This window comes from Streptosporangium subroseum, from assembly GCF_900188345.1.
In the GTDB taxonomy this organism is placed as follows: domain Bacteria; phylum Actinomycetota; class Actinomycetes; order Streptosporangiales; family Streptosporangiaceae; genus Streptosporangium; species Streptosporangium subroseum.
In genome coordinates this window covers 23,938-45,383 of the sequence record NZ_FZOD01000047.1, presented here as the reverse complement: position 1 = coordinate 45,383, position 21,446 = coordinate 23,938, and the positions used below count along the sequence as shown (strand labels likewise).

17 protein-coding genes are annotated in these 21,446 nt (G+C 68.4%); 11 read left to right on the top strand and 6 right to left on the bottom strand.

Going from position 1 to position 21,446, the window contains the following annotated elements:
* Window positions 1-18: 18 nt before the first annotated feature.
* From CHC08_RS33545 to CHC08_RS49925, 3 genes are read right to left on the bottom strand one after another with little or no spacing between them, the layout of a single operon-like run.
* Window positions 19-3,222: an ATP-binding protein gene (locus CHC08_RS33545; protein WP_089211397.1), complete on the bottom strand. Its 3,204-nt coding sequence runs from the start codon at window positions 3,220-3,222 to the stop codon at window positions 19-21.
* 55 nt (window positions 3,223-3,277) lie between these two features.
* Window positions 3,278-3,871, bottom strand: coding sequence for a hypothetical protein (locus CHC08_RS33540; RefSeq protein WP_143653437.1), 594 nt, complete (start codon window positions 3,869-3,871; stop codon window positions 3,278-3,280).
* A complete protein-coding gene (locus tag CHC08_RS49925) occupies window positions 3,858-4,241 on the bottom strand; it encodes a hypothetical protein (protein WP_179282354.1) in 384 nt (127 codons plus the stop codon). The genes CHC08_RS33540 and CHC08_RS49925 overlap by 14 nt, the downstream gene beginning before the upstream one ends.
* 636 nt (window positions 4,242-4,877) lie before the next feature.
* On the opposite strand from CHC08_RS49925, the gene CHC08_RS33530 reads away from it, so the two are divergent.
* Genes CHC08_RS33530 through mscL form a run of 3 tightly spaced genes read left to right on the top strand, consistent with a single transcriptional unit; the run spans window position 4,878 to window position 5,885 of the window.
* Window positions 4,878-5,087, top strand: coding sequence for a DUF397 domain-containing protein (locus CHC08_RS33530; RefSeq protein WP_089211394.1), 210 nt, complete (start codon window positions 4,878-4,880; stop codon window positions 5,085-5,087).
* Window positions 5,008-5,412 (top strand): DUF397 domain-containing protein, encoded by a 405-nt coding sequence (locus tag CHC08_RS52815; protein WP_338055711.1) that lies wholly within the window; start codon window positions 5,008-5,010, stop codon window positions 5,410-5,412. Before CHC08_RS33530 ends, CHC08_RS52815 begins: the two co-directional genes overlap by 80 nt.
* 44 nt (window positions 5,413-5,456) lie before the next feature.
* Window positions 5,457-5,885, top strand: coding sequence for a large conductance mechanosensitive channel protein MscL (gene mscL, locus CHC08_RS33520; RefSeq protein WP_089211392.1), 429 nt, complete (start codon window positions 5,457-5,459; stop codon window positions 5,883-5,885).
* 86 nt (window positions 5,886-5,971) lie between these two features.
* Here the strand turns inward: mscL and CHC08_RS33515 are convergent, their stop codons facing one another.
* A complete protein-coding gene (locus CHC08_RS33515) occupies window positions 5,972-6,502 on the bottom strand; it encodes a hypothetical protein (protein ID WP_089211391.1) in 531 nt (176 codons plus the stop codon).
* Window positions 6,503-7,038: 536 nt separating this feature from the next.
* Here CHC08_RS33515 and CHC08_RS33510 point away from each other — a divergent pair.
* The 4 genes from CHC08_RS33510 (at window position 7,039) to CHC08_RS33495 (ending at window position 9,347) form a co-directional block, all read left to right on the top strand.
* Entirely contained in the window at window positions 7,039-7,911 is an 873-nt protein-coding gene (locus CHC08_RS33510; protein ID WP_245878714.1) for a helix-turn-helix domain-containing protein, read from the top strand.
* A 45-nt stretch (window positions 7,912-7,956) separates the two neighbouring features.
* The gene (locus CHC08_RS33505; RefSeq protein ID WP_089211390.1) at window positions 7,957-8,181 is read left to right on the top strand and encodes a DUF397 domain-containing protein; all 225 of its coding nucleotides are present in this window, start codon (window positions 7,957-7,959) and stop codon (window positions 8,179-8,181) included.
* Window positions 8,182-8,308: 127 nt separating this feature from the next.
* Window positions 8,309-8,518: a DUF397 domain-containing protein gene (locus tag CHC08_RS33500; RefSeq protein ID WP_089211389.1), complete on the top strand. Its 210-nt coding sequence runs from the start codon at window positions 8,309-8,311 to the stop codon at window positions 8,516-8,518.
* A gap of 220 nt (window positions 8,519-8,738) precedes the next feature.
* Window positions 8,739-9,347 carry a hypothetical protein gene (locus CHC08_RS33495; protein WP_089211388.1) on the top strand — a complete coding sequence of 203 codons (609 nt, stop codon included), beginning with the start codon at window positions 8,739-8,741 and terminating at the stop codon, window positions 9,345-9,347.
* Between the two features lie 134 nt (window positions 9,348-9,481).
* On the opposite strand, the gene CHC08_RS33490 is transcribed toward CHC08_RS33495, so the two are convergent.
* Entirely contained in the window at window positions 9,482-10,462 is a 981-nt protein-coding gene (locus tag CHC08_RS33490) for a Gfo/Idh/MocA family protein (protein WP_179282353.1), read from the bottom strand.
* Between the two features lie 63 nt (window positions 10,463-10,525).
* Window positions 10,526-12,109, bottom strand: coding sequence for a peptide chain release factor 3 (locus CHC08_RS33485; protein ID WP_089211386.1), 1,584 nt, complete (start codon window positions 12,107-12,109; stop codon window positions 10,526-10,528).
* A gap of 227 nt (window positions 12,110-12,336) precedes the next feature.
* Here CHC08_RS33485 and CHC08_RS33480 point away from each other — a divergent pair, with 227 nt between their 5' ends.
* The 4 genes from CHC08_RS33480 to CHC08_RS33465 all read left to right on the top strand — a co-directional run bounded on the left by CHC08_RS33480 (window position 12,337) and on the right by CHC08_RS33465 (window position 21,429).
* The gene (locus tag CHC08_RS33480) at window positions 12,337-13,098 is read left to right on the top strand and encodes a PP2C family protein-serine/threonine phosphatase (protein ID WP_089211425.1); all 762 of its coding nucleotides are present in this window, start codon (window positions 12,337-12,339) and stop codon (window positions 13,096-13,098) included.
* A 493-nt stretch (window positions 13,099-13,591) separates the two neighbouring features.
* Window positions 13,592-14,194, top strand: a complete 603-nt coding sequence (locus CHC08_RS33475) for an OB-fold-containig protein (protein ID WP_089211385.1) — start codon at window positions 13,592-13,594, stop codon at window positions 14,192-14,194.
* Window positions 14,195-14,206: 12 nt separating this feature from the next.
* Window positions 14,207-16,330 carry an SPFH domain-containing protein gene (locus CHC08_RS33470; protein WP_089211384.1) on the top strand — a complete coding sequence of 708 codons (2,124 nt, stop codon included), beginning with the start codon at window positions 14,207-14,209 and terminating at the stop codon, window positions 16,328-16,330.
* Window positions 16,331-16,341: 11 nt separating this feature from the next.
* Window positions 16,342-21,429, top strand: coding sequence for a DNA repair ATPase (locus CHC08_RS33465; protein WP_089211383.1), 5,088 nt, complete (start codon window positions 16,342-16,344; stop codon window positions 21,427-21,429).
* The last annotated feature ends 17 nt before the right edge of the window (window positions 21,430-21,446 follow it).

Sequence of the window (21,446 nt, the reverse complement as noted above, 5' to 3'; positions counted from 1 at the left end):
AGGGGGGTAGCGACACCTCTAACCGGCATTGTTCACATGAAACCCCATCGGTGAACGGAGTGCGGGCTCGTACACGCGCAGCCCGGCCTCGCCGACGAAGGCCTCCGCCGCCCGCAGGTGGGCCGGGGCCCGCTCGTCGCCGTTCAGCAGGGCCAGCCGCGCCAGGCACAGGTCGGTCACCGACCAGCCCAGCAACCGGCCCGCGCCGGGTGCGAGCCGGTCGTACAGAACCCTCCCGGCGGCCACGTCGCCGAGCGCCACGCAGATCTCGCTGACGGCGTCCGGCACGAACCTGTAGGCCAGGTCCGGGCCGATCGGGGCGAAGTCATCGCGGGCGAGCCCGGCGAAGATCGTACGCGCCTCATCCGCCCTCGCCAGGTCGATCAGGGCCAGGCAGCGCAGGATCTGCCAGGGCCGCTGGCCCGGACGGTGAGCGAGCATCTCGTCGGCCAGCGCGAGCGCCTCGCCCGGCGCGTGCTCCGCCCGCAGGGCCAGAAAACGGAACATCTCGCGCCGCAGGCGGGCGTCGTCCCGGCCCAGCGCCCCCTCCGGATGGGCCGCGCCCGAGGCGTCGGCCGCGGCGAGGGCGTCGGCGAAGCGCCCGCCCAGGTAGGCGCGGACCGCCGTCTGAAAGGCGGCCAGGCTGACCATCGAGGGAAGCCGCAGCCGGTTCGCGGTCTCCCTGAGCCAGGCCAGCACCCCGGCGGCCCGCTCCGCCCTGCCCTGGGCGGTCAGCTCGACGTATTCGGCCTCCCTGCCGACCCACTCGGTGGCCAGGTCGCCGGTGCGGCGGCCGATCTCCACGATCTCGTCGATGATCGACCGCCTGAGGTCGTGATCGTGGTCGGACCGCAGCAGGATCTCGCAGACGATCAGTGCCCTGGCCAGGGTCCGGTCGTCGCCGGCGGCGCGGGCCAGCCGTACCGCCTCCCGCGCGATCTCCCTGCTGCTCTCGACGGGCCGGGCGGTCGAACCGGTCAGCGCGGCGGCGGCGAGCAACTGGGCCCGCCACGGCGAGTCCTCGGCCAGGCCGGAGGCGAGGACCCGGTCGATGCGCTCGGAGAGCCGGTCGACGCCGGTCACCTCCTCATACATCGCCAGGTGGATCGGGTCGGTGAAGCCCAGCGCCGCCCGGGCCAGCCGGTTGTCGTCGCCGAGCCCCTCCGCGATCTCCGCGGCCGCCTCCAGGGAGGCGTGGGCCGCGATGCTCATCCCCGCCGCCGTCTGCGCCTCGGCCAGGTCGAGGAGGAGGTCGCAGCGGAGCGCGTCGTCGGACCTGGGCAGCCGGTCGATCAGCGCGATCGCCTGTTCCAGGTTCTCCACCGCGTCCTCGGGGGCGAACTGCGCCATCGCCTGGGCCGCCGCGCGCCGGGTGTAGCCGATGGCCTTCCCCGCCATCCGGGTGGTCAGCAGCCCCTCGCGGTAGTGGTGGGCGATCTCCTCAAGGCGCGTCCCGCTCCGCTCCTCCAGCACCTCGGCGACCCGCGCGTGCAGCCGCCGCCGGCGCAGCGGCGGCAGCGCCTCGCGCAGCACGTCCCGGACGATGTCGTGGACGAAGCGATAGGCCGGTCCGTCGTCCTCGACCAGCAGCCGGGCCCCGACCGCGGCGTCGACGATGTCGAGCACCCGGTCCTGGGGCAGCTCCGCCACTCGGGACAGGAGGTCGATCGCCGCGTCCCGGCCGAGCAGGGCCGCGACGGTCAGCACCTCCTCGGTGCCCGGCGGGAGACCGGCCATCCGGCCTCGCACGACGTCGGACAGCGCCCCGGGGGTCTCGCCCAGGTGCAGGACCTCCCCCAGGAAGAACGGGTTGCCGGCGGTCAGCCTGCCCATCTCGGCGGCCCGGCCCGGATCCGCGCCGGCCCGGCCGAGATATTCGCGGATCCCCTCCTCGGCCAGACCTCGCAGGAGGAGCCGCCGCACGTTCGGCAGCCGTAACAGCGCCCCGAGAGCGCGCTCCAGAGCCCCGCCCTGCCGCACGTCCGTGTCGCGGTAGGTCGCCACCACGGTCAGCTCCGGGCAGAGCCTCGTTGCGGCGAGGAACTCCAGCAACCGGAGCGACGACGTATCCGCCCACTGGAGGTCGTCGAGGACGACCAGGACCCGGCCGTGCTCGTTCAGCAGCCGGGCGAACGCCTCGTAGAGCTCGAACTGCCCGCCCCCCGCGAGCTGGGCCAGCTCGCCGTCCCTGCCGACCAGATCCTGTACGGCCTGCGTCCACGGCCAGAAGGGCGGCGCGCCCGTGCCGTCCCAGCAGCGGCCCCAGACCACGCGGTGCCCCCGCGCCCGCGCGGCCCGAGCCGCCTGCTCGGCCAGGCTGGTCTTGCCGATGCCCGGCTCCCCGGCGAGCAGCACCATCCGATGCCCGTCACCCGCGACCGCGAGATCCAGCACCTCGGCCTCGGCCTCCCGGCCCACCAGCCGGGCGCTCTCCCCCGTCGTCACCCGGACTCTGGGAGTGAGCTCCGGATCCTGCGCGAGGATGCGCCGCTCCATCTCCCTGGATCGGGGATCGGGGTCCAGTCCCAGGTCCTCCACCAGCAGCCTGCGCCCCTCGGCGAGCACGGCCAGCGCGTCGGCCTGCCGTCCGGCCTGGTAGAGCGCGTGCGCCCCGAGTACGCGGAGCCTCTCCCTGAACGGATGGGCGGCGACCAGCCGGGCCAGCCCGGCGGCCTGCGTGGCCCCCAGGCCGAGCGCGAGATCGGCCTCGGCCAGATCCTCCTCCAGCGTCAGCCGGAGCTCGGTGAGACGAATGATCTCCTCCGCCGCCCAGGAGGCGTCCGCGAAGTCGGCGAGCGGCTCCCCCCGCCACTCCTCCAGCGCCAGCCGCAGCCGCCCGCCCGCTCCCTCGTGGTCTCCCTCGGCGCTCATGCGCCTGCCCTCGGCCGCGTGCCGCCGCACCCTGCCCAGGTCCAGCGCGGTCTCGGAGATGTCGAGGGCGTAGCCGCCGGGTCTGGTGACCAGGATCGCCGGGGGCACCTGCCTCCGCCTGCCGGGCTCGAAGACGCGGCGGAGCTTGGAGACGTAGGCCTGAACGGTGTTGAGTGCCCCCGGGGGCGGCCCGCCCTCCCAGAGCGCGTCGATCAGCCGGCCCGGCCCGGTCGGGCGGGGTGCGGCGAGCATGCACATGGCCAGCACCGCCCGCTGCTGGTAGGGGCCGATGTCCAGCGACGTCCCGTCGTCGGCGATCACCTCGACCGGCCCCAGCACACGAAAGTCCATCCGGCCACCTCGCTCGCGAACGGGGCCGATAGTAGCCGCCCGCGCCGGGGCCACGTCAGTGCCGCCCTGCCACCAGGGGAGATTCGCGCCGGCCGTACCGGCCCGTGCCGTCGGCCCAGACCTTCTCCTCACGGACCACCTCCACGAGCGCGAGCGCGGGATATCGGGGGTGTGCCGTGACCCGGACGATCTGCGCCAGACAGCAGACGGCCAGCACCTCGGTGGCGCCTTCCAGATCGGAGACCGTGGTGCCCGTACGGCACCACAGCCAGGCCCGCTCCCCGAACGGGGTCGCCGCCGTCCACAGGACGTGCGGGACGCGGCCCCGCCGGTTGACGACCAGCGCCTCCACGCAGCCGGAACGGATCCGATGCGCGGTGAACACGCACCGGATCCGCCCCCACACCCCGGCCCTCACGACCGGCACCGCCCCCACGAGGAGGGCGAGCAGCGCGACCGCGAGAACCACCCAGTACCAGCCGAGCGTGCCCATCGCCCAGACGGCGGCGATGGGCACGCACAGGGCCAGTCCGATTTCGTAGCGCCACCACCAGATCAGCGCGAGCGGACCCGGCCGCGCCGCCGGAATGATCGCCGCCCGGCGTGTCGTGGAGACCTGCCGGGCCACGGGCTCCTCACGCCTCATCACGCACCCCCGCCTTGAGTCGCCGGATCCGCCCGCTGCCCCCGCACAGCCCGCACATCTCCCCGGCGCCCCCGGCCGCCTCTCCGATCCCGGCCCCAGCCCCGGCAACCCCGGTCCCGGTTCCGGTATCTGCCGGAACGCCCGCGCCGATCCGTCCCTCGCCCCGGCAGAGGCCGCACTCCTGCAGGGTGTCGAACCGCGGGTCCCTGTACACCCTGCGGAACCACCGGCTCCGATCGATCTCCCAGCCCTGCACCCACGCGAAGGCGTCGATCTCTCCAAAGATCCGGTTGCCCAGCGCTCTCAGGCCGGAGGCCAGCAGACCTCGTACGGCGATCCGGTGATCGTGCCGAACCTCAACTTTGTGCTTCAAGGCTCACACCCCCTTGAAGGTTCGCCCCATCGGGGCCTCACGCTCTCTTTACCCTGGTTTGTGCCGATGACAACCGCCCTTTGGCAATTACCATAATAATTTGCCAAAAGATCTTTCCGATGATGTTTGTCACGCCACGTCGAAGCACGAGGGGCCGGCAAATTTCGCCCAAGATGCCACCGACCCCTTGACGACACCGAGGAGAAAGCGGGCATTGATGGCCAAACAACCAAACCTTGCGGCAACAATTGGGGCGCTGGTTACGAGAGTTGCGTAGAGAGGCCGGATTGGCTGTCAAGCAAGCCGCATAGGCGTTGTTCTGCATTTCCCCGAAGATCCCTCGCAGGAAAACAGAGCGCCGCCGGCGCGCGGGATGTGCGCGATCTCTGTGCCGCCCGAAGGTGAACGATCAAACCCTGGTCGATGGGCCGATGACACCGGCTCGCGATATACGACAGCCAGGACTGAAACGTGAGCACGGAAACCTCGGCAACGATGCCTTCACGCATATGGAACTGCGGCGGGCGCATTTTCGATCACCGAGAACCAGGCATTCCTTCCACCTGGGCTGCAGCGGGAACTTAGAGTACCTTCAAGAAATATGCCCTATTGGTCTTATATGCGTCAGGAGTCTCCATGAGCTCACCGCAGGGCGGACCCGGTTCCTCTCTGGAGTGGCGCATCTCCTCCCGCTGCAACGGGGGCAACCGCGTCCAGGTGGCCTTCGAACAAGACGTGGTCAACGTTCGCGATCCCAAGAACCCGGATGGCGCGGTGCCGCGCTACTCGTTCGGCGACTGGTCTGCCTTCGTCCAAGCTGCCAAGCAGGGCGAATGCGACTATTGATAATTGGTTGTGCTGCGAACCGGGCGCGGAACACACGGCTTCGTTCGCGGCGGCATCGATCTTTCCAGGAGACCGCATGACGAGCCAACCTCCCTTCGGTCAGAGCATTTGGCATCGGCCGGCATGCAATAACGGAAGCTGTGTAGAGGTGGCCTTCGAGCACGGCAAGGTCGGAGTGCGCGACGGCAAGGATGGCGCGAACGGACCGGTCCTCATATTCACCGCCGCGGAGTGGACGGCTTTCGTCCAGGCCACTCGCCGAGGGCGTTTCGACATCGCCTGGTTCCGGCGGATCGCTCGGAAAACACGGATGTTTGGCCGCTGACCGGTGGGTAGTCCGACCGTCTTCACGAGTGGAGGACACGAAGGATGGGCGGATTCAAGAAGTTCCTGCTGAGAGGCAACCTCGTCGAACTGGCGGTGGCGGTCGTGATCGGGGCGACCTTCAGCGGGCTGGTGCAGGCACTGGTCAAGGACCTCATCACGCCGTTGATCGCGGCGATCACCGGGGGCGGCGGGCCGGACTTCGCCGAATACGCGTTCAAAGTCAACGGCGCCGAATTCAAGTACGGCGACTTCATCAACAATCTGCTGAGCTTCGTTATCATCGCCTCGGTCGTCTACTGGCTGGTCGTGATGCCGATGTCCCGGCTCATCTCCTTCTTCGACAGGGACAGGAAAGCCACCGAGAAGGAGTGCCCGGAGTGCCTGAGTGACATTCCCCTCGACGCCCGGCGCTGTGCTTTCTGCACCGCGGAGCTGTCCCGCGTCCCCGCGGCGGACAAGCCTCCGGCGTAACTCGCGGAAGCGGGTGCCCGCGCCGGAGCACAGGCACCCTCGGCTTCCCGTCGAACGTGACTGTCGCGTTCGCGCGGGAGCGCCGTTCAGGTCTCCTTCCCACCCACTGCGGACCGCCGTTTCTCATCGGCGCGATCCGGCCGATCCGCCCGGTCCGGGTACCGGATGACATCGACGATCGCGAGCGAAGCCCGATCCGGATGGCGCGTGATCCGGACGTCGCCCGCCAGCCAACAGGCCGCGGCCAGGAGGTCGCGGGCATCGATCAGATCCGCGGGGCTCGTACCCGCCCTGCACCAGATCAAGAGGCGTTCGCCGAACACCTCCGGCCTGGTGTGGAGGACGATCGGCAGCTTGCCCCGCGCGGTCACGATCAGTGCCTGCGCCATGCCCTCGCGGATCCGGTGCGGTGTGATCACACACCACATGCGGGCGGCCAGCTCCGCCCTGGCCGGCGGCCAGAGGACCGCGACAAGCAGAACGGCCGCGATCGTGGTGATCGCGGCCGTCCGTCCCAGCTGCCGGTCCATCAGGAGCCAGCAGCCCGGGGCTCCGATGGCGAGCCCTACCTCGTAGCGCCAGCGCCAGAGCAGGACCAGCGGACCCGGACGCGCCACAGGACCGGTGGCGGATTCAATGAGGCGGAGGATGAGGCGCCGATTCCTGCGTATCCCGTGCCTCACGATCTCCCCCTCCCTGCCTTCGAGTCGCTGGAAGGCTGTTCAGGCAGGCCGGCGGAGGGATTGTGCTGAGCGGTGAGGTTGCTACCATCCCGCATGAGGGGTACTTCCTTTCGCCTGTCCATGGCTAGGTGATCTCTCTAGCTGGGTCGATGCCGCAAACATCGGCCCAGCTCGCGTTCTGTGCCTCTTCTCCTCTCTGGCCCACTTTTCTGTCTCACTTGCAGCTTGCGCTCGGAAATCGCCATTGGCAAGTGCCAATCGAATCTGCCATCATCGTGGTTTCGGCCGTCACCTTGCATGGTTATCGGATATCCCTTATGTCCTATATGACCGTTCGACCTGGGAAATTGAGTACTTCATGATTGCCGGGATATGGGGTCATTGCTTGCAGGACGCTGTATGGTGGCAGCAACACTCCTGGCAAGTGCCATACGAATGTGCCCTTGGCGAGTACCGAAAGAGGGTGAGTGATGATGGCCGGATCCACCCCCACGCTCCGTCGTCGCCAGTTGGCCTCCCGCTTGCGAGAACTTCGCGAAAGCGCCGGACTCAGCATCAAGGAGGCCGCGGACGGCATCGAATGTTCACCAGCGAAGATCAGCCGCATTGAGACCGCCCAGCGTGGTGCCATCCCCCGAGATGTGCGCGATCTATGCGTGCTCTACGGGATCACCGATCAGACGAAAATCGGCGAGCTGATGGAAATGGCCCGAGAGGCCAAACAGCCCGGGCTGATCCAGGAGTACGGACTCACCGCCGCCGAAGACAAAGTCCGCGATTACATCAATATTGAAACAACGGCAACCTCGATCAGCGAATTCCAGACAGCATTCCTTCCTGGTCTTCTGCAAACCGAGGACTACGCGCGAGCGCTCATACGAGCCATGCTGCCCAGAATGACGCAAGAAGTTCTGGAAAGCCGCACCCAGGCTCGAATAAAGCGTCAGGAAATTCTTCGCCAACAAGATCCCCCGCAATACTGGGCAGTATTCGACGAGGCCGTTCTGATGCGCCCGGTAGGCGACGGCCACACCATGCATCAGCAGCTGAGCCGCTTGATCGAAGTAGCCGGGCTACCAAATGTAACCATTCAGGTTGTACCGCTCGCGATCGGCCCCTACATGGGACTTGACAATTCTTTTGTCCTTTTTAATATTCCAGACCTACCGACCCCTGATATTATTTATCTTGAAAACTTGACCACAGTCAATTATCTTGAAAAGCCCACTGACATCGCGCCCTACAGGGAGGCGATCGATCGCTTACGAGCCGTTGCCCTGGACCCAAGAGCATCGATGGCTCTCATACTCCAGACCCGCGACTCGTTTAAAATTGACGGCTAGGGCTGGAGAATCTCCGTCACAACTCACAACAAGAATCAGGCGACAATGACGTCACTGCAACCCGCGATCAGCCAAGATATCGCATGGCGATCCGCACGTGCTTGCAACAATGGCCAATGCGTGGAGGTTGCCAGCCTTCCCGACGGTAGAATTGCAATGCGTGATAATAAGATAGCTGAAAACAGTCCCGTGCTTCGGTTTGCGCCAGAAGATTGGCGAGCATTCATTCACAGCATCAAATCAGGAGAGATCACGGAATCGCTTCATTAGCGCATCTCACCTGCCTCTCCAGTTGACAACGGCCACTCAAGCCCGGCTGCTGGGCCGAAATGAGTTAACCTTCTCTTGGCGCGGAGCTCGACGCACATCTGCCGACCCCGCAGAGAGGGAGCGCATCATGAAGCGACCCACGTTTCAAGGGGCCGTCTGGAAGACCATCCCCTGCAACGGCGGTCAATGCCCGCAGATTGCTTACCAGGATGGTTACGTCGGGGTGCGCAATAGCGAAGATGGGGATGACGGTCCGCTGGTCGTCTTTTCCGCCGACGAGTGGGACGGCTTTGTGGTCGGCATAAGTGGCTTCACCAGCGACAAGCTGGAGAGCTGATCATTTACGATGGAGAGCCGGACCGAATTGATTGTTCGGTCCGGCTCTCCGCCGAACAGCCGATTCCTCCGCGACCAGATGTGGCCTGAAGGCCAGGCCGGCGAGGACGGTGCCCTGGTCCCAGATGGGGAAGGCCTGGACGGAGTCCAGGGGAGGCGACACCCGGCGTGACCGTCGGGGACGGCCCGGCCCGGAAGACGGCCTGCGGGATGATGGAGGCGTGAGCTTCGAACTGGCCGTCTGGCACGAGCCCAAGCCGATCACCAAGGAGTACGCGGAGAACGTCTATCAGGCGCTCCGCCGTGGGGAGCCGGGGGCCGCGACGGCGCATCCCGGGGTGGCGACGTTCGCCGGGCTGTTGCCCGAGGCCGAGCAGCTCTCGCCGGCCCACGCCCTGGTCACCGTGGACCTGGAGCGGGCCGACGAGGTGTCGGGCGAGGCCTTCGCCCTGGCCGCCGAGTGCGAGCTGGTCTGCTACGACCCGCAGCGCGGGCTCGTGCACAATCTGGGTCCGCTGGGCGTCAACCCCGCCATGGAGATGCGCACGGGCGACGGGATGATCGTGGTCAACCCCGACCTCCAGCTCATCTCCGACGCGCTCGCCACCCTGTCCCCGCAGAACCCGTTCATGGCGCTGGTCGTCTTCGGCGAGCACTTCATCCAGAGCTCCCCGGAGATCTCGGGATACGAGCTGGAATACCGGGACAGCACCAAGGATCTGATGTTCCGTACCCATGTCCCAGACCTGGAGGCGGTCCAGGACGCCTTCACCGAGTACGCCACCGGTGACCGCGCCTTCCTGGACCGCCACGAGTGGCGCCGCGTCTAGACCTCTGACTTACCCGGCCCTGTCTGGACGGCCTGGGCACACCCCTGGACCCTGTCTGGACCGCTGGAGCACGTCTGGGCCGTCAAACCGGTAGAGCGCCAGATCGCCCCGGAGTTTCCGAACGTCCCAGGGGCTCATTCGCCGGGATAGCGGACTCCCACCTGCGAGCGCACCTCGTCCATGATGCCCATCACGTCGAGCGTGGCCTGCCAGGGCACCAGCGGGCTCTCCAGCAGCCCCTCCCGCAGGCAGCGCATGGCCTCGGCGGCCTCGTGCAGCATGCCGGTCCCCTCGAAGGGGACGTGGAAGGTCTGCGGCTCGCCGTCCGTGGGATACAGGGTGAAGGTGTCGGGGTGGAAGAAGCCGTTCGGCACCTCGATGCGGCCGAGGGGACCCGAGACCGACGCGGTGACCGGGCTGGAGGTGCTGATGCCGCAGGAGAGCAGGGCGACCGCCCCGTTCTCGTAGCCGAGCAGCATGCCCGTATTCTCATCCACACCCTCGGGGGTCAGCCGCGCCCAGGACTGCACGTTGGTGGGGTCGCCGAGCATGAGGTAGGCGAAGGAGATCGGGTAGACGCCGAGGTCGAGCAGCGCGCCGCCGCCCAGCTCGGGAGCGCGGAGCCGGTGCTCGGGACCGACGGAGAAGGAGATCCCGAAATCGGCGTGGACGGTGTTGACCTGGCCGAGCGCACCGCCCTCGACCAGCTCAGCGATCTTGCGGATGGCCGGGATGCAGCGCATCCACATGGCCTCCATCAGAAACAGCCTCCGCTCCCGCGCGAGGTCCATCAGCTTGGCGGCCTCGGCCTTGTTGAGCGTGAAGGCCTTCTCGCACAGTACGGCCTTGCCCGCGTTCAGGCAGGTCACCACGGCGTCGTAATGGGCGTTCTGGGTGTTGGCGACGTAGATGATGTCCACGTCGGGGTCGGCGGCGAGCTCGGCCCAGCTGCCGTGCGCCCTGGGGATGTCATGCCTGTCGGCGAAGGCCCGGGCGGACTCGATCGTCCTGGATCCGACCGCCACCACTTCGGCGTCCGGCAGAAGCTTCAGGTCCTCGGTGAACGTGCCGGCGATCCCACCGGTCGCCAGAATTCCCCACTTAATCGCACTCATAAGAACATATTTCACCACGTACGGCCCCCACCGGGATCCCCCGCTGCGGGCCGTACGGGCCGATCAGCCGCGTGTGTCGGCGAGCAGGGCGTTCAAAATGAGGTCCGGATATTCGCGCATCACGCCTCGCATGCGCCATTCGTCGGTGAACAGCGCCAGCAGGGCTCCGTCGATCGTCCGGGTGAAGACCTCCACCCCGCGCTGGCGGGCCAGGATCGGCGCCGACTCGGCATCGGTAAGCCTGGCGATGCCGAAGTCGAGCCTGTCCATCGCGATCTCGGTGTTGAACTCGACGGCCATCCGGTGCTTGACCACGTCGAACTGCATCGGTCCCACCGCCGCGAGCACCGGCGACTGGTCTCCCCGGACGTCGGACCGCAGGACCTGGACCACGCCCTCGGCGTCCAGCTGCTCGATGCCCTTGCGGAACTGCTTGGACCTGCTGGAGTCCCGGACCCGGGCGGTGGAGAAGTGCTCGGGCGCGAAGCTCGGGATCTTCGGGAACTCGACGGCCAGACCGTCGTAGAGCGTGTCGCCGGGGCGCAGGGCGCTGGCGTTCACCAGGCCGACCACGTCGCCGGGGAAGGCCTCGTCGATCGTGGCGCGCTCCTGGCCGAAGACCGACTGCGCGTATTTCGTCGCGAACGGGCGGGCGGTGGCCGCGTGGGTCAGCACCATGCCGCGCTCGAACTTGCCCGAGCAGATCCGGACGAACGCGATCCGGTCACGGTGGGAGGGGTCCATGTTGGCCTGCACCTTGAAGACCAGCCCGGAGAACGCCTCGTCCAGCGGGCGCGGGTCGTCTTTGACGTCCGGCCGGGGGGTGGGAGCCGGGGCGATGTCCACCATCGCGTCCAGCAGGCGGCCGACGCCGAAGTTGGACAGCGCGGCGCCGAACAGCACCGGGGTGGACTCGTGCGCCTCGAACGTCTTCTGGTCGTGATTGGAGCCGATCGCCGAGAGCAGGTCGATCTCGTCCTTGGCCCGCTCCCAGTCCTCTCCCAGCTCCGCCTGGGCCTGCTCGGCGCTCAGGTCGGTCTCGATGGCCTTGGTGGCGCCGCCGGGGGTGCGGGTGTAACGGACGATACGGTCGGCGGCACGGTCCGCCACCCCGTGGAAGAAACCGCCGTTGCCGATCGGCCAGGTGATCGGCGTGGGCTTCAGGCCGGTCCGCTCCTGGATCTCGTCCAGCAGCTCCAGTGCCTCACGCCCCGGCCGGTCCCACTTGTTGACGAACGTGATGACCGGGATCTTGCGGTGCCTGCAGACCTCGAACAGCTTCAGGGTCTGCGGCTCCATGCCCTTGGCCGCGTCGAGCAACATGACCGCGCAGTCGACGGCGGCCAGCACCCGGTAGGTATCCTCGGAGAAATCGGCGTGACCGGGGGTGTCGACCAGGTTGAACATGTGGCCGCGGTATTCGAACCGGAGCGCGGCGGAGGTGATGGAGATGCCTCGGGCCTTCTCCATCTCCATCCAGTCGGAGGTCACTCCCCGGCGCCCGGACTTGCCGTGCACCGCGCCGGCCTCGGTGATCGCGGACGCGTGCAGCGCCAGCGCCTCCGTCATGGTCGACTTACCGGCGTCGGGGTGGCTGATCACCGCGAACGTGCGGCGGCGCGCCGCCTCCTGAATGATCGCGGCCATTTCCTTGTCTCCTAGCCATGCGTAAGGTGGGGAATTCCCGGTACTGCCCGGGGCATCGAACAGCTTACGCGCCACCACAGCTGTCAACAGATGTGGCAACACTTCCCCAGGCCGCTTGCGCCACCATGGTGTTCAGTGGATCGTGGAACATCTCGGTTCGCCCCATGCCCCTCCCAACTGTCCGAAAGCAGCTAGCTCGTGCAACTCGACGTTCCAGTGGTGTGCAGATGATCACGCTCCGCTATGCGGCAGGTTCCGATGTCGGCCGGGTCCGGCAAGGCAACGAGGACGCGGCCTACGCCGGCGCCCGGCTTCTCGCCGTCGCCGACGGGATGGGCGGCCACGTGGGCGGGGAGGTCGCCAGCTCGGCGGCGATCGCCACGATCGCGCCCCTGGACCAGGAGTGCCCGGGCGACCTGGCCGCCGCCGCCGAGGCGGGGGTCCGCAAGGCCAACCAGCGCCTGCGCGACCTGGTCAAGGAGGACCCGACCCTCACCGGCATGGGCACCACCCTGACCCTGATGCTCTGGAACGGCTCGCGGGTCGCCCTCGCCCACATCGGCGACTCCCGCGCCTACCTCCTCCGCAACGGGGATCTCTACCAGATCACCTACGACCACACCCTGGTCCAGACCCTGATGGACGACGGGCGGATCACCCCGGAGGAGGCCGCCCGGCATCCGCACCGTTCGATCCTGCTCCAGGTGCTGGACGGCGGCGACAACCTTGAGCTCGACCTCTCCCTGCGGGACGCGGAGGTCGGCGACCGCTACCTGCTCTGCTCCGACGGCCTGTCCGGGGTGGTGGAGGCCGTCCAGCTCCGCCACGTGCTCGCGGAGTTCGACGACCTCGACGAGGTCATCCGGCAGCTCATCCAGCTCGCCTGCGACGCCGGAGGGCCGGACAACATCACCTGCGTGGTCGCCGACGTGGTCGAAGGCCCCGCCATGGGCACTCCCACGGTGGTCGGTTCGGCCAACCCCTCATAGGTCGCGGGCGGCTCGTCTTCAATAAAGGCCGGGCCGTTTTCACGCGATCCGCGAGTGCCCTTCCCGCGCCCCGGCGGGGCACGCCTCCATTCCTTCTGAAAGCTGTGATCGGCCGGTTCTGGTCGCGGCGGGAAGCAGCCGCTATCGTCGGTTCTGCGCGCCTCTCCGATTGCCACTCCGAAGGATGGTCCTCATGTACAAGGAATTCGCCATCGAGGCGATCGTATGGCTCATTCCCGTCGTGATCCTCATCGGTCTCGCCTACATGGTCACCCGGCCCGCCTGACACTCTCCCCCGAAGCCGAGGGTCTGGAGCACCGGCTCCGACTCCTCGGCTTTTCTGTGCCTCCGGGGCGCTCGGCGAGCCCCAGACGGACATAGCTCCAATTTAGGGAACTATTCCCTTTACCCGATCTTTATGTGTATATAGTCATGCACATGTGCTCGGGGGAGCGCATTGTCAGGCACGTCGGCAGGGGGATCTCACACACCGATGACCCAGTTCATCGAGGCCGTACTGGCTTTTCCGACCGTCCTTTTCACCTTTCTGCTTCTGGTTGTTCTCGGTTACTGGTTGATCGCCGTATTCGGTGGGATCGAGTTCGACAGTGACGGAACCGGGGCGACGGGCTTCACCGGATGGGCGGCGGGTCTGGGGCTCGGCGGAATACCGGTCGCCGTGGTCGTCTCGCTGCTGGTCGTCACCGCGTGGTTCGCCAGCCTGGTGGGCGGCGTTCTGTTCAGCGGTCTCCCCGCCCTGATCGCCGTACTGATCGCGGCACTGGTCTGCGCCTGGGTGTTCACCCGGCTGATCGTGCTGTTCCTGAGGCGTGTCATCCCGAAGGAGCGCGTCCCCTCCCGGGCCGACTTCGTGGGCCGTACCTGCGTCATCCGCACGGGTCGTGTCGGCGAGAACTTCGGCCAGGCCGAGGTCACCTCCCCCGACGGTTCATCCGCCCTCGTGCAAGTCCGCCAGACCGGTGACGACGTCTTCGCCGCCGGCAGCACCGCCCTGATCTTCGCCTATGACTCCCCCGGCGAGTTTTTCTGGGTGATGCCGTACGCCGCGGAACTCGACCCCGACCGTCCTATTTAACCGAGGGACCACATGGACGTCATCTCCACCGGATTCGGCATCCTCTTAGCCGTCATCCTTCTCGTCGCCATCGGCCTGCTCTTCATGGTCAGCCGCCTGTTCTACAAGGTCGAACAGGGCAAGGCGCTGATCGTCTCCAAGATCAACAAGGTGGACGTCACCTTCACCGGCGCGGTCGTCCTGCCCGTGTTCCACAAGTCCGAGATCATGGACATCTCGGTGAAGACCATCGAGATCGAACGGACCGGCCACGAGGGCCTGATCTGCCGGGACAACATCCGGGCCGACATCCGGATCACCTTCTTCGTCCGCGTCAACAAGACCGCCGAGGACGTGGTGAAGGTCGCCCAGGCCATCGGCACCGCCAGGGCCAGCGACCAGGAGACGCTGCAGGAGCTGTTCAGCGCCAAGTTCTCCGAGGCGCTCAAGACGGTCGGCAAGCAGCTCGACTTCGTGGACCTCTACACCCAGCGCGACCAGTTCCGCGACCAGATCATCCAGGTCATCGGCACCGACCTCAACGGCTACAGCCTCGAGGACGCGGCCATCGACTTCCTGGAGCAGACTCCCCTCTCCAAGCTCGACCCGGCCAACATCCTCGACGCGCAGGGCATCCGTAAGATCACTGAACTGACCGCGATCGAGCACGTGCGGACCAACGAGTACCAGCGGCACGAGGAGAAGGAGATCACCCGCCAGAACGTGGACGCGCGGGAGGCCATCCTCGAGCTGGAGCGCCGCCAGCACGACGCGGAGACCAAGCAGAAGCGCGAGGTCGAGACCATGCGCGCCCGCGAGCAGGCGGAGACCGCCAAGGTCCAGGCCGAGGAGCGGTTCAAGGCCCATTCGGCCGGCCTGCGCACCGACGAGCAGCTGGGTGTCCAGAAGGAGAACCAGGCCCGCGAGATCGCCGTGGCGGCGAAGAACCGCGAGCGCGTCATCGCCATCGAGACCGAGCGGATCGAGAAGGACCGCATGATGGAGGTCATCTCCCGCGAGCGCGAGACCGAGCTGTCCCGCATCTCCAAGGACAAGGAGCTCGAAGGCGAGAAGCGCTCCATCGCCGAGGTGATCCGGGAGCGGATCGTGGTGGAGAAGACCGTCGCCGAGCAGGAGGAGAGCATCAAGCGCCTGCGGGTGGTCGAGGAGGCCGAGCGGACCCGTCAGGCCGTGATCATCCAGGCCGAGGCCGAGGCTCAGGAGAGCCTGGTCAAGGACATCAAGGCGGCGGAGGCGTCCGAGGCCGCGTCCAAGCACAGGGCACGCGAGATCCTGGTGCTCGCCGAGTCCCGCCAGCAGGCCGCCGAGCTCGACACCCGCGCGAAGATCCGCCTCGCCGAGGGCATCCAGGCGGAGGCCGCCGCGGTCGGCCTGGCCGAGGTGCAGGTGCGTGAGCGGGACGCCGCGGCGATCGAGAAGGTCGGCCGCGCCGAGGCAATGGTCGAGCGGGAGAAGTCCCTGGCGACCGCCGAGGGCGACCAGGCCAAGGCCCTCGCGAACGCCACGTCGATCCGCGAGAAGCTGAAGGCCGAGGCGGAGGGCGAGCAGGCCATGGCCCTGGCCGCCGCGTCCGGGGTCGGCGAGAAGCTCAAGGCCGAGGCCGAGGGTCTCACCGAGAAGGCGGCGGCGATGGCCGCGTTCAACGACGCGAGCCGCACCCACGAGGAGTTCCGTCTGCGGCTGGACGCGGACAAGGAGATCCGCCTCGCCGGGGTCAACGTCCAGCTCAAGGTCGCCGAGGCGCAGGCCGCCGTACTGTCGGCCGGCCTGTCGAAGGCCAACATCGACATCGTCGGCGGCGACAGCGTGTTCTTCGACCGGCTGATCGGCTCGATCACCATGGGCAAGAGCGTGGACGGCTTCATGCAGCACTCCGAGACCGCTCAGACGCTGGCCGGGCCGTACCTGGACGGCTCGGCGAGCCTGCCCGCCGACCTGACCAAGATGCTCGGCTCGCTGGACACCGCCGACGTGCGGAACCTCTCGCTCTCCGCGCTGCTGGTGAAGCTGATCAAGGAGGGCGGCCCCGACGCGGACAGGCTGCGTGACCTGCTGAGCGACGCGCAGAAGCTCGGCGTCGCCGAGGCGCCGGTCGCGGCCCTGCACTCCGGTAACTCCCTCAACTCCGACAAATAGCGGCGCCGTCCATGACAGAGACGACAGAGGCGGCCGCCAAGGCGCCGAGCGGACACGCGGAGCTGGACGCGGGCACCTACGAGGTGCTCCGCGCCCGGCTCACCGAGCAGGCCGCCGAGCTGGCCCGGCAGGCGGAGGCGCTCAACGCCGAGCGCCTGGAGGTGTTCGGCGGGGCCGAGCTCCGCCTCATCGGCACCGAACGGATCCGCACCGAGAACAACTGCGTGCCCCGCGACATCGTGTCGATCGGCGGGCTCATGCTGTTCGGCTACAACGTGTTCATCGGGCTGAAACCGGAGACGGCCGTCGAGGACGTCTTCTCCATGCACACGTTCGTACGGAGTGCGGGGAACGGTGGCCGGGACGGGGATGGGAGTGGGAGCGAAGGCCGGGGCGGGGAAGGGAACGGGGACGCGTTCCGGTTCGATCCCGCGCCGATGTTCCGCGATCCGCAGTTCGAGCGGGACTTCGCCGAGCTCTACCGCTACTACCGGGAGACCCGGCTGGTCCAGCTCCGCCGCATCGAGGGCAAGATGCTGGCCGTCTTCCAGACCGGCCCCCAGGACACGCGGGTGCTGCGCTGGCAGGTCGGGGTGGACGGCACGCTCACCTACATCGACGACCGCGGCGAGCGCGACCACACGTTCCCGCCGTCCCACGACTTCGAGTGGGTCGCGGCCACCCGCGACGACCACGTGCCCGGCCGCCACCCGCACATCTCGATCCAGGGCGAGGTGTTCGTCGAGACCATCGGCGGCGACCTCACCATCAAGGTCGAGAACAACACGGAGAGCGGCGAGGGCGTCTACCGCGAACCCGTCGCCGAGCCGCTGCAGAGCCTCGCGGACGCCGAGGTGTACCACGCCAGGATCGGCCCGCTGATCCTGCTGCGCATCCGGCCGTACAAGGAGGCCGAATGGCGGCACCTGGTCTTCAACACCCAGACCAAGGGCGTGGTCCGCCTCGACGGCATCGGCCAGGCCTGCCAGCGTCTTCCCGAGGACCAGGGGATCATCTTCCCCGGCGGCTACCACCTGTCCACCGGGATCGGCAAGACCTTCGACACCGACGTCTCCGACCTGGAGTTCGAGCGGGTCATCCGCTCGGCCAACGGCGAGGACGTGCTCTACGTCTTCCACGCCCGGAGCGAGGGCCGGTCGCTGCTGCTGCCGTACAACGTGATCCGTAAGCAGGTGGCGACGCCTTTCTCCTGCCACGGTTACTCGCTGTTCGACGACGGCACCCTGGTCGTCTTCAGGGCGACCTCCGACGAGCCCACCCGCGTCCACCCGATGCAGGTCTGGCAGACGCCGTACCAGTCGGACGTCTACGCCGCCGCCCAGCCGGCGGGGAGCGGTCCGCTGGAGCGGATCGGCAACGCGGAGCTGGTGCGCGGGATCTCCGACTGCCTGTCGGTGGCCCGGATGGTCGACGAGATGGCGCCGTCGATCCCCGTCTTCGAAGCGCTGATCGCCGCCTGCGCCCGGATCTTCGACCACTACCACTGGCTGGGCGAGCACGGGCTCCGGGGACCGCTGACCGACGTGCGGGCCGGCGCCGAGCAGGTGCTGGACGAGTTCGAGAACGTCCAGTCGCTCACCGAGCAGGCCGCGACCGCGCTGGAGAACGCCGCCGTCGAGATCACCGCGCTCCTGCGGCGGGCACGCGGCGAGGCGCCTCGCTCCGCTCAGGCGTGGGTCACCCAGCTCGCCGATCTGCGGCGGGCCCAGGGGCGGCTGGTGACCCTGCGCGAGCTGCGTTACGTGAACCTCACCCGGATCGAGGAGCTGGGCGCCGAACTCGACGCCGAACTCGGCAGCACCGCGCGGCGCGCGGCCGGCTTCCTGCAGGGCGAGGACGCCTTCGCCGGTTACCGGACGGAGGTCGAACGGCTGGTCTCCGACGCGAGCGCCATCGTGACCGTGGCGGAGGCCGGGCCGATCGGCGAGCGACTGGGCGGCCAGGCGCAGGGGCTTGAGGTCGTGATCGAGGTGGTCGGCACGCTCGACATCGCCGACGCGACCGTGCGGACGGCCATCCTGGAGCGGGTCGGCGAGGTGCTCGGCGGGGTCAACCGCGCCCGGGCCACCCTGGACGCGCGTCGCGGGGAGCTGCTGGCGAGCGAGGGCCGGGCCGCCTTCGGCGCGGAGTTCGCGCTGCTGGGGCAGGCCATCACCGGGGCACTGGCGATGGCCGACACCCCCGAGCGCTGTGACGAGCAGCTGGGCCGGCTGATGCTCCAGCTGGAGAACCTGGAGTCGCGCTTCACCGAGTTCGACGACTTCCTGGAGCAGCTGACCTCCAAGCGGGAGGACGTCTACGAGGCGTTCTCCTCGCGCAGGCAGTCGCTGCTGGACGAGCGCGCCCGCCGAGCCGACCGCCTGGCCGACTCCGCCACGCGGCTCCTGGCCGGCGTGCGACGCCGGGTGGCCGGGCTGAAGTCACCGGATGAGATCAACACCTACTTCGGGTCCGACCCGATGGTGGTCAAGCTGCGGGGCGTGGCCGGAGAGCTGCGCGCGCTGGGCGACCAGGTCCGCGCGGAGGAGCTCGAAGGCCGCATCAAGTCCGCCCGGCAGGAGGCGGGCCGCGCCCTGCGCGACCGGCTGGACCTCTACTCCGACGGCGGCGAGACCATCCGGCTCGGACGGCACCTGTTCGCGGTCAACACCCAGGCGGCCGACCTGACTCTGGTCCCCCACCAGGACGGGATGGCGTTCGCCGTCACGGGGACCGACTACCGCTCGCCGGTGCGCGACGAGACCTTCGCGGCGAGTAGGCCGTTCTGGAACCAGCTGCTGGTCTCGGAGTCGGCCGAGGTGTATCGGGGGGAGCATCTGGCCGCCTGGATCCTGGCCGCCGCCGAGGCCGGCACCCTGAACGTGGGCGAGTCCGCGGTCTCCCTCGACGCGCTGCACGAGGCGGCGGTGACCGAGGGCGAGCTGCAGTCGATCGTCCGCCGGGTGGCGGAGAGCCGCTACGACGAGGGCTACGAGCGAGGCGTCCACGACCATGACGCCGCGGCGATCCTGAGCGCCCTGCTGCGCCTGCACGCGGGCGCCGGCCTGCTCCGCTATCCCCCGGCGGCGAGAGCCGCCGCACAGCTCTTCTGGGCCTTCGGCGCCGACGAGGCCGCCCGCCTGACCTGGACCACCCGGGCGGTGTCGCTGGCCCGGGCGCGCGCCCTGTTCGGCCGGGTGGACGCGGTGGACGAGATCCGCGGGGCGCTGGGCTCCGCCGTCGCGACCTTCATACACGGCCTGGAGGACCACACGCCCGCCCCGGCGACGGCCGGCACGGCTGGGCGGAACGGAACGGAGCGCGACGCGACCGGGCACGGGACGACGGGTCACGGAGCGACGGGACAGCACGGCGAGGGCGTTTCCGCGTTGGCCGGGGAGTATCTCTTCGAGGAGCTGGCCGGCCGGCCGTTCGGGTTCGTGACGAGCGCCGGGGCGCGGTCGCTGCTGGAACGCTTCGACCGGGTGCTGGGGCCGTCGCGCACGGAGTTCGAGAACGACCTGCGGGCACTCGGGGACGACCTCCCCAGGCGCCACCAGCTGGCCCGCGCCTGGCTCGGCTCCTTCGAGCCCTCGGCCTCGACCTCGGCCGAGCTGCCGGAGGCGGTCGCCGTACAGCTGTGCGAGGTGTCGCGGCACGACTCGTCGGCGGCCCTGACCGCCACGGTCGAAGGCCTGCTCGGCGCGCATCCGCGGATCACCGGGCGCAGACTCGACCTGCGCCTGGACGAGTTCCTCGCCCGGACCCGGAACTTCCGCGACCTCCGCGTCCCCGCCTACCGCGCCTACCAGAAGCGGCGCAACGAGCTGGTCGCCACCGAGCGCGGGCGCCTGCGCCTGGAGGAGTTCCAGCCGAAGGTCATGACCTCCTTCGTCCGCAACGAGCTGCTCGACCAGGTCTACCTGCCGCTCATCGGCGACAACCTGGCCAAGCAGCTCGGCGCGACCGGTGACGCCAAGCGGACCGACCAGATGGGGATGCTGCTGCTCATCTCCCCGCCCGGCTACGGCAAGACCACCCTCATGGAGTACGTGGCCAGCCGCCTCGGCCTCATCTTCGTGAAGGTCAACGGTCCGGCCCTGGGACACCTGGTGACGTCGGTGGACCCGGCGGAGGCTCCCGACGCGACGGCGCGTCAGGAGATCGAGAAGATCTCCTTCGCCCTGGAGATGGGCAACAACGTGCTGCTCTATCTCGACGACATCCAGCACACCTCCCCCGAGCTGCTGCAGAAGTTCATCTCCCTCTGCGACGGCCAGCGGCGGATGGAAGGCGTCTGGGAGGGCCGGGCCCGCACCTACGACCTGCGTGGCAAGCGCTTCGCGGTCTGCATGGCGGGCAACCCGTACACCGAGTCGGGCAAGCGGTTCCGCATTCCCGACATGCTGGCCAACCGCGCCGACGTGTGGAACCTCGGCGACGTGCTGTCGGGCAGGGACGAGCTGTTCGCGCTGAGCTACGTCGACAACGCGCTGACGTCCAACCCGATCCTCGCCCCGCTCGCCGCCAGGGACCGCGGCGACATCCGGCTCCTCATACGGCTGGCGCAGGGTGACTCCGGGGTCCGGGCCGACCAGCTGTCCCACCCGTACTCCTCGGTCGAGCTGGAGCAGATCCTCACCGTCCTGCGCAAGCTGCTGCGGATCCAGCGGGTGGTCCTGGCCAACAACAGGGCCTACATCGCCTCGGCCGCCCAGGCCGACTCCTCGCGGACCGAGCCTCCGTTCCAGCTCCAGGGGTCCTACCGCAACATGAACAAACTCGCCGCCCGCGTCGTGCCCGTGATGAACGACGCCGAGCTGGAGATCCTGATCGACGACCACTATCTGGGCGAGGCCCAGACCCTCACCTCGGGGGCCGAGGCGAACCTGCTCAAGCTGGCCGAACTCAGGGGGACCATGACACCCGAGCAGGTCAGGAGGTGGGCCGAGGTGAAGACGGCCTACCTGCGGTCCCAGGCCCTCGGCGGCGCCGAGGACGACCCGATGGCCCGGGCCGTGGGCGCGGTCGGCCTGCTCGCCGACCGGGTGAGCACCGCCATCGAGCACGCCGCCGACCGCCTGTCCTCCGAACCCTGACAGGAGAGCCCACCGTG